10 protein-coding genes and 1 riboswitch are annotated in these 13,515 nt (G+C 60.3%); of the genes, 9 read left to right on the top strand and 1 reads right to left on the bottom strand.

Annotated elements, in window-relative coordinates:
• The first annotated feature begins 41 nt into the window (after positions 1–41).
• A riboswitch (SAM riboswitch) is annotated at positions 42–118 on the top strand.
• 49 nt (positions 119–167) lie between these two features.
• The 4 genes from metZ to IF204_RS09645 all read left to right on the top strand — a co-directional run bounded on the left by metZ (position 168) and on the right by IF204_RS09645 (position 4,400).
• A complete protein-coding gene (metZ, locus tag IF204_RS09660) occupies positions 168–1,346 on the top strand; it encodes an O-succinylhomoserine sulfhydrylase (RefSeq protein WP_194096554.1) in 1,179 nt (392 codons plus the stop codon).
• Positions 1,347–1,453: 107 nt separating this feature from the next.
• Positions 1,454–2,557 (top strand): GTP cyclohydrolase FolE2, encoded by a 1,104-nt coding sequence (gene folE2 / locus IF204_RS09655; protein ID WP_194096553.1) that lies wholly within the window; start codon positions 1,454–1,456, stop codon positions 2,555–2,557.
• Positions 2,558–2,667: 110 nt separating this feature from the next.
• A complete protein-coding gene (locus IF204_RS09650; RefSeq protein WP_228069140.1) occupies positions 2,668–2,895 on the top strand; it encodes a hypothetical protein in 228 nt (75 codons plus the stop codon).
• A 56-nt stretch (positions 2,896–2,951) separates the two neighbouring features.
• The gene (locus IF204_RS09645; protein WP_194096551.1) at positions 2,952–4,400 is read left to right on the top strand and encodes a TrkH family potassium uptake protein; all 1,449 of its coding nucleotides are present in this window, start codon (positions 2,952–2,954) and stop codon (positions 4,398–4,400) included.
• A 51-nt stretch (positions 4,401–4,451) separates the two neighbouring features.
• Here IF204_RS09645 and IF204_RS09640 read toward each other — a convergent pair whose 3' ends face one another.
• Complete coding sequence (locus IF204_RS09640) at positions 4,452–6,290, bottom strand: trypsin-like peptidase domain-containing protein (RefSeq protein ID WP_194096549.1); 1,839 nt, start codon at positions 6,288–6,290, stop codon at positions 4,452–4,454.
• Between the two features lie 173 nt (positions 6,291–6,463).
• Here IF204_RS09640 and IF204_RS09635 point away from each other — a divergent pair, with 173 nt between their 5' ends.
• The 5 genes from IF204_RS09635 to IF204_RS09615 all read left to right on the top strand — a co-directional run bounded on the left by IF204_RS09635 (position 6,464) and on the right by IF204_RS09615 (position 13,439).
• Positions 6,464–7,384 carry a glycine--tRNA ligase subunit alpha gene (locus IF204_RS09635; protein WP_194096547.1) on the top strand — a complete coding sequence of 307 codons (921 nt, stop codon included), beginning with the start codon at positions 6,464–6,466 and terminating at the stop codon, positions 7,382–7,384.
• Between the two features lie 9 nt (positions 7,385–7,393).
• Positions 7,394–7,927, top strand: coding sequence for a DUF6446 family protein (locus tag IF204_RS09630; RefSeq protein WP_194096545.1), 534 nt, complete (start codon positions 7,394–7,396; stop codon positions 7,925–7,927).
• On the top strand, positions 7,927–9,984 hold the full coding sequence (glyS, locus tag IF204_RS09625) for a glycine--tRNA ligase subunit beta (RefSeq protein ID WP_194096544.1): 2,058 nt from the start codon (positions 7,927–7,929) through the stop codon (positions 9,982–9,984). Before IF204_RS09630 ends, glyS begins: the two co-directional genes overlap by 1 nt.
• Positions 9,985–10,033: 49 nt before the next feature.
• Positions 10,034–12,613 (top strand): putative PEP-binding protein, encoded by a 2,580-nt coding sequence (locus IF204_RS09620; protein ID WP_194096542.1) that lies wholly within the window; start codon positions 10,034–10,036, stop codon positions 12,611–12,613.
• Between the two features lie 148 nt (positions 12,614–12,761).
• Positions 12,762–13,439, top strand: coding sequence for a cell wall hydrolase (locus IF204_RS09615; protein ID WP_194096541.1), 678 nt, complete (start codon positions 12,762–12,764; stop codon positions 13,437–13,439).
• The last annotated feature ends 76 nt before the right edge of the window (positions 13,440–13,515 follow it).

Raw genomic sequence — 13,515 nt, 5'->3', positions numbered from 1 at the left:
CTGCAAGGTGTTTTCCTTGACCACGTGGAACGTGAGGCGTATCCCGCCCACGTGGCGATTTGAACCGGATTGCGGGCCACGTTAAACAAACCGCTAAAAAGGAACAGGCCAGCCCCTGCTACCTTTCCGGTGTCAGGGGTTTAATTTTAAGGCCGAAAGGAAAGCACATGGACAAATTTTCCAAGCGCACACGCGCAGTTCACAGCGGTGTCCGCCGCAGCAAATACAACGAACTGAGCGAAGCCATCTTCCTCACCCAGGGCTTCGTTTACGACACTGCCGAGCAGGCCGAGCAGCGTTTCGTCCAACTGGGCGACGACGAGTTCATCTATGCCCGCTACGGCAACCCGACCGTTGCGATGCTCGAAGACCGCATGGCCGACCTCGAAGGCGTTGAAGCAGGTTTCGCGACCGCCTCCGGTATGGCTGCCGTCAACGGTGCGCTGATGTCGCTGCTGAAAGCGGGCGACCACGTTGTATCGAGCCGCGCGCTGTTCGGTTCGTGCCTCTATATCCTCGAAGAAGTGCTGGCCCGCTTCGGCGTTGAGGTCACCCTCGTCGATGGTCGTGACATGGACGCATGGAAAGCCGCAATCCGTCCGGACACCAAGGTCGTGTTCTTCGAGTCGATCTCGAACCCCACCCTCGAAGTCATCGACATGAAGGCCGTTATCGATCTGGCCCACGCAAACGACGCGCTGGTCGTTGTCGACAATGCCATGGCGACGCCGGTCTACACGATCGCAGGTGAGCTGGGCGCTGACCTTATTGTCTACTCGACCACAAAGCACGTCGACGGCCAGGGCCGCTGCCTTGGCGGTATGGTTCTAGGCAAGAAAGAACTCGTCCGCGGTCCGGTCGAAGCCTATCTCAAGCACACCGGCGGCGCGATGAGCCCGTTCAACGCTTGGGTCATGCTCAAGTCGCTCGACACGCTGATGCTGCGAGTGAACCATCAGGCGGAAACCGCGCTGAAGCTCGCGGACGCGCTCGACGGTCATGAAAAGCTGAACTCGGTCAGCTTCCCGCTGCACCCGAGCCACCCGCAGTACGAGATGACCAAGGCGCAATACGATGGCGTCGGCACCGTGCTTGCGATCGACGTGAAGGGCGGCAAGGAAGAGTGCTTCCGTTTCCTCAATGCGCTCAACATCTTCACCATCACCAACAACTTTGCTGACAGCAAATCGCTGGTGACACATCCCGCGACGACCACCCACCAGCGTCTTCCGCAGGAACAGAAAGACACGCTCGGCATCACGCCGGGTCTCGTCCGTGTGTCGTGTGGCCTTGAGGATGCGGACGATCTGATCGCAGACGTTCTGCAGGCTCTGGACGCAATCTGATGAGTGATCCGCGCGACGGTTCCAAGCGTATTCCCTTCGCATTTGGTAGCAAACTGTCGCGCGCTTCCCATATAAAAGAGCGTGCTGCCACTTCGGGAGAACCCGACATGAATATCCATAGTCACGATATGGAACGTGAACCTTCGCGCGATGAGGCCGAAGCCGCGCTTGCGCTATTGCGCAAGTGGGCGAATGGCGTCACGCCCGAAGAGGTTGCAACGCTTGACCCGCTGGTCTCGCGGCTCATTCCGGGCAGCGAGGTGAGCAACTATCCCGCCTTGGCGCGCGCCTACCCCGAAGATTTTGTGGTCGACGAGGACTACAAGGCGTCGATGCCCGATCTGCAAAACGGCCCGTCGAGCCTCATTCGCGGTGCCAAGCAGACCATCCAGCACGTCGGTATCTCGAACTTCCGCCTGCCGATCCGCTTCCACGCCCGCGAGGGCGGCGAGGTGACGCTGGAAACTTCTGTGACCGGTACCGTTTCGCTTGAGGCCGAAAAGAAGGGCATCAATATGTCCCGCATCATGCGGACATTCTACAAGCATGCCGAAAAGACCTTCTCGTTCGATGTGATCTCGGATGCTTTGGACGCTTACAAGGAAGACCTCGAGAGCTTCGATGCACGCATCCAGATGCGGTTCCGCTACCCGATGAAGGTAGAATCCCTTCGTTCGGGTCTCGACGGCTACCAGTACTACGACATCGCACTCGAACTGATCGAGAAGGCGGGCGTCCGTAAAAAGATCATCCATCTCGACTACGTGTATTCGTCGACTTGCCCGTGCTCGCTTGAACTGTCCGAACATGCGCGCCAATTCCGCGGCCAGCTCGCGACCCCGCACTCGCAGCGTTCGGTGGCTCGTATTTCGGCGGTGCTTGACGAGAATTCGAAGACGCTCTGGTTCGAAGATCTGATCGAAATTGCCCGCGCCGCCGTGCCAACTGAAACGCAGGTCATGGTAAAGCGTGAAGACGAGCAGGCATTTGCCGAGCTCAATGCCGCCAATCCGATCTTTGTCGAGGATGCAGCCCGTCTGTTCTGCGAGCAGCTGCAGAAAGACCCGCGTATCGGTGATTTCCAGGTCGTCGCCAGCCATCAGGAGAGCCTGCACAGCCACGATGCGGTTTCGGTGCTGACCGAAGGCAAGACCTTCAATACCGACAGCCTCGATCCGAAGCTGTTTAGCACACTCTACCACGTCGGATAATTCTGCATCGCGGCGAAATGATGCCGCATCGCAGAAATAAGAATGGGCGCCGCTGGTCGGCGCCCTATTTCGTTGGTCACACAAGCACGCCATCTACGGAGGTTTCCGCCATGGCAAATGCAATGATTGACGTACGTTTCCTGAAATCCGGCCTCCACCAACAAGTCGACGACTACTTCGCGGCGCTGGGTCAGGGGACCAACGCTTATCTCGAACGCCGCACGCGGATGGCAGAGATCCTCCGCCTCAACGCGAAATCGGATGCAGAGCTTGCACGGATGGGGCTTGAGCGCGAAGAAATCCCGTCATACGTTTTTCGTGACCTGTTCGGTGCTTAGCTGACCGAACCCACAGCGACTTGACTCCGGCTGGGGGGACAGCCAAGCCACTGCTCATGACTGATCTTCGCCCTGTCGGATATGTAATCGGACTGCTGACTGCAGTTCTCGGCCTCGCAATGGCCGCCCCGCTGCTGTTCGATCTGTTCGATGGCAACGGCGAGTGGAAGACGTTCCTTCAGGCCGGAGTGATCACCGTCATCTTCGGCGGCACGATGGCCGTGGCTTGCACGAACCGCGAGACGCGCGGCCTGACGATCCGTCAGAGCTTTATCCTCACCACTGGTGTCTGGGTGACGCTTCCGCTGTTCGGTGCGATTCCGTTTCTGATGGGCGAACCGAACCTGCGTCTTGTCGATGCGGTGTTCGAAGCGATGTCCGGAATGACCACCACCGGAGCGACGGTGATCGAGGGGCTGGAGTTCCACTCCTACGGCATGTTGCTCTGGCGCGGTATCCTGCAATGGCTCGGCGGGCTCGGTATCGTCATCGTTGCGATGATCTTCCTTCCCGTTATGCGCGTCGGTGGTATGCAGTTCTTCCAGTCCGAAGGCTTCGACACATTGGGCAAGGCCTTGCCGCGTGCGCTCGATATCGCGAAGGGCCTGCTGAACATCTACGTCGGTCTGACGATCCTGTGCGGCTTTGCCTACATGATTACCGGCATGGATGGCCGCAACGCGCTGGTCCATGCGTTCACTACGATGGCGACGGGCGGCTTTTCGACCTCGGACGCGTCCTTCGCGGCCTTTGCTGGACCTCCGCAGTACGTGGCGGTGGTCTTCATGATCCTCGCATCCATCCCCTTCATTCGGATGCTTCAGTTTTTCCAAGGCGACCCTGAGCCGATCTGGAAGGACCAGCAGGTCCGCGGTTACCTCCTCTGGATCTCGATCGCGACGGCACTGGTGGTCGTCTACCGCATGATCCGCCTCGACCATTACGGCGAGTACGCGTTCCGCGAGACCCTGTTCAACGTCGTCTCGATCTTCTCGGGGACGGGCTTCGGGGACGGCGATATCCTCGCCTATGGTCCGTTCGCATTCGCGGTTTTTTTCTGCGTTGGTGCGATCGGTGGGTGTTCGGGGTCGACTGGTTGTTCGATCAAGATATTCCGCTATCAGATCATGCTGCGCGCCATTTCGGCCCAGATCCGCAGACTCCTTAGCCCTCACCGCGTGGTGCCGGTGCGCTATGAGGGACGTCCGGTCAGCGAGGGCGTCATGAACTCGATCATGCTACTGTTCACCTGTTTCATCCTGACATTCGGCCTGATGATCGTGGCGCTGAGCCTGACGGGCCTGAGCTTTTTCGCTTCGGTGACCGGCGCGTGGACGGCGGTATTCAATATCGGTCCGGCCTTTGGTCCAGAGGTTGCGGCATCCGGTGCGCTCTCGAATTTCCCTGACGCTGCAAAGTGGCTTATGTCGCTGGGGATGCTCCTCGGACGATTGGAGATCGTGTCCTGTCTCGTCCTTCTCGTCCCACGTTTCTGGGCCGACTAACGAAAAAGGGCCGGAGCGATGCTCCGGCCCTTTTCAATTCTGACGTTGCTTTTACCAGCAGCTGACGAGTGCCGTTACATCCGCCGCGAGGCCCGTCAGCGTTTCCGGCGGCATGTAGCCGACCATGTCGGTCGTCTTGGCCGTGATGCCTGCAGCGCCCAGAGCGTTCGTCAGCGCGGCAGCATTGCCCGCGAAATTCACGCTCTCAGGCAGGACCGTGTTGGTCTCGGCTTTCGGCAGCAGTATCCCGATGACAGCGCCACCCTGATCGAACACGGGACCGCCGACGTCGCCGTCGTGCGCTTCGATTTCGAGGCGGAGCACATCGGCTTCGCCATTCAGGCCGGTAAGGTCATTGAGGCCGCCGAAGGTCACAGCGGGCAGACGCAGAACGCCGCCGTAGGGATATCCAGCCACGGCAACGGTGTCCGCGAGGCGGGGCTGCGAAAGCTGGAATTCCGCCTGACCAATCGGCGCGAGCGCGGTGTCGGGCTGAAGGACAGCGAAACGGTCATCCGCCCACACCACGCTGGCGCGGTGGGTATCGTCTAGCGTGACATATTCGCAGCTACCTACGTTGGCCGCAGCGGTCAGAACGGCACCCTGACCGTTAACGAACATGCCTGCGCCGTTGCTCTGCGGTTTGCGGATCTCCAGTCCGGCGAGCAGGTCGGTTGAAGGCAGCGCCTCATCCGGCACCATCGCAGCATCCAGCACGCCTTCGATGCGGTTGAAGCTTTCCTGCATCTTGGCAAGCACACGGGTGCGGCGCTCTTCATCGCCAGCAGGCCAGACCAGACCGAAGCCCTTGATCACGCCGCGATCGTTGGTCGATGCAGAGATGTAGGTGTGGATGTTGTCGTTCGATCCGTTGATTTCGAAGCGATCGCCGTTTTTGCCACGCTGACCTTCGGTCGGCACGATCTGAAGCGTTTGCAGGATCTCGTAAAGACCGTAGAGGCGCTGGCGATCGCCCTGACCCGAAATCAGCAGAACCTGAACGCCGGAGCCGTCCTTGGCCTCGTAGCGGACAAAAGGCGCCTCGTAGACCGGCTCGCCGACCATTGCAGTCGGGATCATGATCGAAACGCCTGCGCGTTCGTTGCGGACGCGTTCGAGGCCGGTGCCTTCGAGGACGGCGTTGTAGTCAGACAGCAGTTCGGCGCGCTGACGGGTCGTCAGAATGCCAGTGCCTTCGTAACCCTTGCTTACCTGCCAGTCGGCCATAGAGCTGCGGGTGCCGCGGCCGAAAGCGCCGTCGATGCCCGAGTTATAGAAACCCGCCCATGCGAGGGCGATCTGGAGTTCCTTGCGCTCGTCGCCCGAAAGCTGGCTTTCGCTGGCGCGTGCTTCGGCAGGGGTTTCGTCGATGACGACGGGCTCGGGTTCGGGCTCGATCACCGGATCGACGACGATTGTCGGCTCCTCTTCGACGACCGGCTCCTCGACCACAGGCTCTTCGAGCGGTTCAAGGTCGAGCGACGAGATGTCGACTTCAACGTCATCGACGCCTTGGACATTATTGCGGTCCGCGACCGAGGGCAGGGGGAGTGGGCTTGTCGGAGCACCAACGCCGATGGGCCAGTACTGCTGGCCGAAGCGGCTGCCGTCGCTGACGAACGCATCGCGCGGAATGGTGCCTGCGCGGCGAAGCTCGCGGCGGTAGGCGTCGGCATCGTCGGCCGCATAAGGGCCAAGCGCCACGACATACCAGCCGTTACCAAGGTAGAAACCGTTAACATCCGGCAGTTCCGCAGCAAAGCGGCGCGCGCTTTCCTGACCACCGGACAGAGTGGGGCGTGCTTCGAGTTGAATCCACGACAGCTCTTGGGCTGCGACTTGAAGTGCGGATCCGATCAAAAGCACGAATGCGAGGATATGCCTGATCATACCTGTCCCGTTTTATTCGTGTTGTTGTTAGGTACTTATGTCATCTAGAACGCTTTGCGTAAAAGCCATCTGCAAATAATTTTATCAGTGTACTTCTTATGCCTCAAAAGCCCTGCGATTGACCCCGCGCGGCGAGCGGCCTATTGAAGCGGCGAACCGAAAAGAGGGCGACAATGGCCGACAAACCCCGTTCCTTCCAAGAAATCATCCTGCGCCTCCAGAACTACTGGGCGGGCAAGGGCTGTGCTGTGCTCCAGCCTTACGACATGGAAGTCGGTGCAGGTACGTTCCACCCTGCGACAACGCTTCGCAGCCTCGGCTCCAAGTCGTGGGCCGCTGCCTATGTGCAGCCGTCGCGTCGTCCGACCGATGGCCGTTACGGTGAGAACCCGAACCGTCTTCAGCACTATTACCAGTATCAGGTGATCATCAAACCGTCGCCGCCGGACCTTCAGGACCTGTACCTTGGTTCGCTGCAAGCGATCGGCATCGACGTTCACCTGCATGACATCCGTTTCGTCGAGGACGACTGGGAATCCCCGACCCTTGGCGCTTGGGGCCTTGGCTGGGAAGTCTGGTGTGATGGCATGGAAGTGTCGCAGTTCACCTATTTCCAGCAGGTTGGCGGTCACGACTGCAAACCGGTCTCGGGCGAGCTGACCTACGGCCTCGAACGTCTGGCGATGTACGTGCTTGGCGTCGATCACGTCATGGACATGCCGTTCAACGATCCCGATGCTCCGATTGCGCTGAAATACGGCGACATCTTCCGTCAGACCGAAGAAGAATACTCGCGCCACAACTTCGACCTCGCGGACACCGACAAGCTGTTCCGCAACTTCGAAGAGGCCGAGAAAGAATGCCAGCGTCTGCTGGACTTCGATCACGACGACGAAAAGACCGGCAAGCGTATCCTCATGGCGCACCCCGCCTATGACCAGTGCATCAAGGCGTCGCACGTCTTCAACCTGCTCGACGCGCGCGGTGTGATCTCGGTCACCGAACGCCAAGCCTATATCGGCCGCGTTCGTGCGCTGGCCAAGCTTTGCGCCGATGCGTTCGTCCAGACCGAAGCCGGCGGTCACGCCGTTTAAGGAAGTATCATGCGCTCTGCACGCCTTGCCGTTCTGGCGATTGTTCTGACTGCGCTCGTTGCGGGCGCAGGTCTCTATTATTCGCTGGTCTACGCTTATTACGAAGTTCTGGCCGGTGATGATCTGCCCGAGATTTCGCTGATCTCTGCCACTACGGGCGAGGCCGAAGACATAGCGGTTTCGGAAGTTCAGGCGATCGACAGCGACAGCTCGCCGATCCGTCTGCGCGCCTGCTTCGAGACGCCGACCCCGCTGGACGAACTGGCTGCGACCTACGAGGTTTACGAGAACGCCGTGCCGCTTAACGCGCCTGGCTGGTTCTCGTGTTTCGACGCCAAGCAGCTTGGTGCCGAGCTTGAGGACGGCGAAGCTGTCGCGTTCCTCGGCACGCCGAATATCAACTACGGGATCGACCGGATTGTCGCCATCACCCCTGCGGGCAATGGCTATGTCTGGAACCAGATCAACGCCTGTGGCGACGCTAAATTCAACGGCGATCCGCTGCCCGAAGGCTGCCCGACACCCCCCGAAGGGATGAACTGATGCCCAATCTTCTGATCGAACTTTTCTCCGAAGAAATTCCGGCCCGTATGCAGGCCAAGGCTGCCGATGATCTGAAAAAGTTGATCACCGACGGTCTGGTCGATGCTGGTCTGACCTACGTCCACGCCGCTGCCTTCTGGACGCCGCGCCGCCTGACCCTGTCGATCGAGGATCTGACGGGCGAGAGCAAAGCCGTTAAAGAAGAGCGCAAGGGTCCGTCCACGTCCGCTCCTGAAAAGGCTATCGAAGGCTTCCTGCGCTCGACCGGTCTGACCATGGACCAGCTCGAAGTACGCGACGACAAGAAGGGTCAGGTCTACTTCGCCGTCTTTGAAAAGCCAGGCCGTCAGGCTGGCGAGATCATTGCCGAAGTGCTGGACAAGACCATCCGCAACTTCCCGTGGCCCAAGTCCATGCGCTGGGGCGCAGGCCCGATGCGCTGGGTCCGTCCGCTGCACTCGATCATCTGTCTGCTTTCGGACGCTGATGGCAACGAGGTCGTGCCGTTCGAAATTGAAGGCATCAAGTCGGGCAATACCACCAAGGGCCACCGATTCATGGCGCCCGACGTGATCACCGTGTCGGACTTCGAGGACTACGAGGCCAAGCTCAAGCGCGCCAAGGTCGTCCTGCGCGCCGACGAGCGTGCGGAAACCATCGAGCACGAAGCCAGCAACATGGCCTTCGCAGCCGGTATGGAAATCGTCGAAGACAAGGGCCTGCTGGCCGAAGTCGGTAACCTCGTCGAATTCCCCGTGCCGCTGATGGGCCCGATCGCTGACGAATTCCTCGGCCTGCCGCCGGAGGTCCTGCAGACCTCGATGAAAGAGCATCAGAAGTTCTTCTCGGTCCGCAACCCGAAGACCGGCCGCATCGAAAAGTTCGTCACCGTCGCCAATATCGAAACCGCCGACCACGGCGAAACGATCCTCGCGGGTAACCTCAAGGTTCTGTCTGCACGTCTGTCTGATGCCAAGTTCTTCTACGAAAACGACCTGCGCGTTGCGAAGGCGGGCATGGGCGATTGGCTCGACGGCCTTGCGAACGTGACTTTCCACAACAAGCTAGGCAGCCAGAAAGACCGGATCGAGCGTATCGCCGCTCTGGCACGCACGCTGGCACCGTCCGTTGGTGCTGACGCCGATAAGGCGGGCGAGGCGGCTCTGATCGCCAAGGCCGACCTGCGTTCGGATATGGTTGGTGAGTTCCCCGAACTTCAGGGCCTGATGGGCCGCTACTACGCGCTCGCCGCGGGCCGCACCGATGATGTCGCCGACGCGTGCCGCGATCACTACTCGCCGCTCGGTCCGTCGGACGTGGTCCCGACCGCGCCCGTTTCCGTTGCCGTCGCGCTGGCCGACAAGATCGACACGCTCACCGGTTTCTGGGCCATCGACGAAAAGCCGACCGGCTCCAAGGACCCGTTCGCGCTGCGCCGCGCCGCGCTGGGCGTGATCCGTCTGGTGCTGGAGAACAACCTGACGCTCAAGCTTAAGGATGTGTTTGCTTCGGCCAACGAGGTTGCGGATGCCGACGAACTTCTGTCGTTCTTCCATGACCGTCTGAAGGTATTCCTGCGTGATCAGGGCATTCGCCACGATGTCATCGACGCTGTTCTGGCGATGCCGGGCAACGACGACCTGACACTGCTGGTCAAGCGCGCCCGCGCGCTTCAGGACTTCCTGTCGACCGACGATGGCGGCAACCTGATCCAAGGTTACAAGCGTGCGTCCAACATCCTCGCTCAGGCCGAGGAAAAGGATGGCGTCGAGTATTCCTTCGGTGCCGATCCCAAGTTCGCCGAAGCCGATGCGGAGCGCGACCTCTTCACCGCGCTCGACAAGGCCGATGCAGAGATCAAGCCCGCGATGGAAAACGAAGATTTCGCCGCCGCTATGTCCGCAATGGCGGGCCTGCGTGCGCCGATCGACGCGTTCTTCGAGGCTGTGCAGATCAACAGCGATAACCAGATCGTCCGTCGCAACCGTCTGAACCTGCTGTCGCGCATCCGGACCAGCTGTCTTTCGGTTGCCGATCTTTCGCGCATCGAAGGCTAAGAAAACGGCACGTTACCCTTGCTGCAAACTGCACTTTGCATAAAGTGCAATGCAGCAAGGAGACGCCGCAGTGCAGCACAACATCGAGTTCGAGCCGTTTACCCTGATCACTCCCAACGCGCGTATGTCGCCGTCGGTCCATGGTGGTCGGGCCAAGTGTTTGCAGCGTCTGATCCGCCTCGACATGCCCGTACCGACTACGGTCGCGCTGTCTTTCGACACCGTGAGAGAGATCGCGCGGGGCCAGATGCCGGATATGGCGGCGTTGCTTGAGCCGTTTGGCGACGCGCCGCTTTTGTCTGTCCGTCCGTCCAGTGCTGACTCTGATTGGGGCGGACCAGGAGCGATCCTGAATATCGGTTTCAACAACGCCCGCCACCGCGAACTGTCTGAAAAGATTGGGCTTGAAGCGGCGACCGCGCTCTACCTGCGCTTTGTTCAGTCATATTCGGTCGTCGTTGCGCGCCTCGATCCAGAACAATTTCACCTGCCTGATGCGCCGACCGAATCTGCCCTCCGGTCGATGCTTGAGGCCTACGAATACGAAACAGACGAACTGTTCCCCCAAGAGCCTGCGCAGCAGCTTGCCGAGGTGCTGCGGTCGATGGCGCGCGCATGGGACGGTACCACTGCGCGCCTTCTTCGTCAGGCCAAGGGCGCGCCCGCTGACGCTGGACTCGGCCTTGTCGTGCAAGCGATGGCCATGGGCGTCGGGCGCGGAAAGTCCGGCTCCGGCGTTATCCAGTTCGTCGATGACAAGACCGGCGAGCAGCGGATCACTGGTCGCTACCTCAGCCAAAGCCAAGGCCGCGAGGCGCTGACGAAGACCAAAGAAGCGCTCTACATTACCAAGGATGGCCGCGGCCCTTCGGTGGAGGAGGAGCTTCCAGAGGTTTTCGCGCAACTCACCGGCTACCGCGATTTGTGCCGGACCCGTCTGCGTGAAGAAATGCAGATCGAATTTACGATCGAGGATGGCGAATTGCATGTCCTCGATGCGATCCGTGTCCAGCGCTCCAACCGCGCGTCGGTGAAAATTGCCGTAGACCTCGCGCTGGATGGTGTCATTCCGACAGACGAAGCGGTGATGCGCGTCGATCCCGCGATCTTGTCCGAGCTGCTGCACCGTCAGGTGGATCCATCGGCCACGCCGGATGTGATCGTTGCAGGCATCGCTGCCAGCCCCGGCGCGGCATGCGGGCGGATCGTTTTTACCGCGAACGAAGCTCAGGCCAGCGCTGCCCGATCCGAAGCCTGCATCCTGGTCCGCCGCGAAACCACGCCCGAGGACATTCGTGGAATGCACGCCGCGAGCGCCGTCATCACTGTCCGCGGCGGCATCACCAGCCACGCCGCAGTGATCGGCCGCGGCCTCGGTTTGCCCTGCGTTGTCGGTGCCTCCGACCTCGTGATCGACCGCAAGCGCAAGGTCATGATCGCGCCGGATGGCCGTGAATTCCGCGAAGGTGACGTCATCACGGTGAACGGAACGTCGGGCCGCGTACTCGCTGGTACGGTGCCGCTGATGGAGCCCGCTCTGGATGGAGCGTTCCGTCAACTCCTTGATTGGGCAGATGAATTCCGTGACATCGGCATTCGTGCGAACGCCGATACGCCCGCCGACGCGCAGATCGCCCGCAACTTTGCGGCCCAAGGGATCGGTCTCTGCCGGACCGAGCATATGTTTTTTGAAGGCGACCGTCTTGGCGTGATGCGCGAGATGATCTTTGCCCACACAGCCGAGGATCGCCGCGCCGTACTGGACCGTCTTCTTCCCATGCAGCGGGGCGACTTCATCGCGCTGTTCCAGATCATGCACGGCACGCCCGTGTGCATCCGTCTGTTCGACCCGCCGCTCCACGAATTCCTGCCTGCGGACAAATCCGGTCACCGCGAACTGGCCGAGCAACTGTCGCTACCGCTGTCCGAAGTCACCTCCCGTGTCGAAGCGCTGACAGAATACAACCCGATGCTCGGGATGCGCGGCGTGCGCCTTGGTCTGACGTATCCGGAAATCTACGACATGCAGGCCCGCGCGATCTTCGAGGCGACGGTCGAGGCAAGCCGCTCAGGCGATCCTGTGGTGCCCGAAATTATGATCCCGCTCGTCAGTGCCATGCGCGAGGTCGAATTGGTCAAAAGCCGCATCGATGCCGTCGCTGCCGCTGTCCGTGCCGAAACAGGCGTCGATTTCCGCTTCCGCTATGGCGTGATGGTCGAAACGCCGCGCGCGGCTTTGCGGGCCGAGGAAATCGCGATGCACGCGCAATTCCTGTCATTCGGTACGAACGACCTCACCCAGATGACTTACGGCCTCAGCCGAGATGACGCTGGCCGCTTTATGTCCGCCTATGTGCAGGCGGGTGTCTACGCGGAAGATCCGTTCCACACGCTCGATGTCGAAGGCGTAGGCGAGCTGCTTTCGATGGGGGCGGAGCGGGGCAGGAAGGGCCGCGAAGACGTCGTTCTGTCGATTTGCGGCGAACATGGCGGTAGCCGGAGTGCCATTTCTTTTTGCAGATCGCAGAAGTTTGACTACGTTTCGTGCTCCCCCTTCCGCGTGCCCGCAGCGCGTTTGTCAGCAGCGCAATTAGCTATTTCAGACCGCAAAATTTCTGCTAGAGTCTAAGGTGTAAGGGACACTTACACACATGGCGAACACGGAACTATGAGTCCGTTCAAGGGTTTACCCAAATAGTCGGGTAGACCTTTCCGGTGTTTTTTTGTACGCAGCTCGGGCCGGCGTGGGGCAAACCACGTTGAACCGAGGAAGTCCGATGCGTTTTGCTGTGTCGAAAATTCTGAATCTACTGGCCGTCACAATTGCAATTTCGGCTACGGGCAACAGCGTTTTCGCCCAAGATGTATTGGCTGTAAGGCTCGGAGCGTTGCTCGGTCAGGAGCGTGAAGCGATCGCGGAAATCCCGTCGTCCCAGCTGTCCGCTCTTGCGAATCCCCCCGCACCTGATTCTCGCAATATCGAGACCGTTCCGGTCGTCGAGCGCTTCGATGAGGCCACTTTGGCAGCTCTTCCCGAGGCTGATGGTGGTGAACAGTGGCATTGTCTTGCCGAAGCACTCTATTTCGAAGCGCGCGGCGAGAGCGTCGAGGGCTTGTTCGCGGTTGGTGAAGTCATTCTGAACCGCGTCGACAGCGCCGATTACCCGACCACCGTTTGCGGCGTGGTCAATCAGGGCACCGGCGGTCGCTATCGCTGCCAGTTCACCTACACCTGTGATGGTCTGGCCGAGACGATCTCCGAACCTGCTGCTTGGGAAAAAGTGGGCAAGGTCGCTCGCCTTTTGATCGACGGCACGCCGCGCGTGCTGACTGCTGGCGCGACCCACTATCACACCCGCGCGGTGAACCCGTCGTGGGCCAAGCGCTTCCCCAAGACCGCGATGATCGGCAGCCATATCTTCTATCGCCAGCCGACACGCACCGCGATGAACTAAGTCGCGTTTGGCAGGCGATCTGGCGTTGCAGGTCGCTTGCCCCGACGACGATGGGCTAGTATGCCCAGACCAACGT

This window comes from Marivivens aquimaris, assembly GCF_015220045.1.
GTDB classification, from domain to species: Bacteria; Pseudomonadota; Alphaproteobacteria; order Rhodobacterales; family Rhodobacteraceae; genus Marivivens; species Marivivens aquimaris.
Note: the sequence above shows the minus strand (reverse complement) of the source record. Positions and strands in the feature narration are given on the sequence as shown.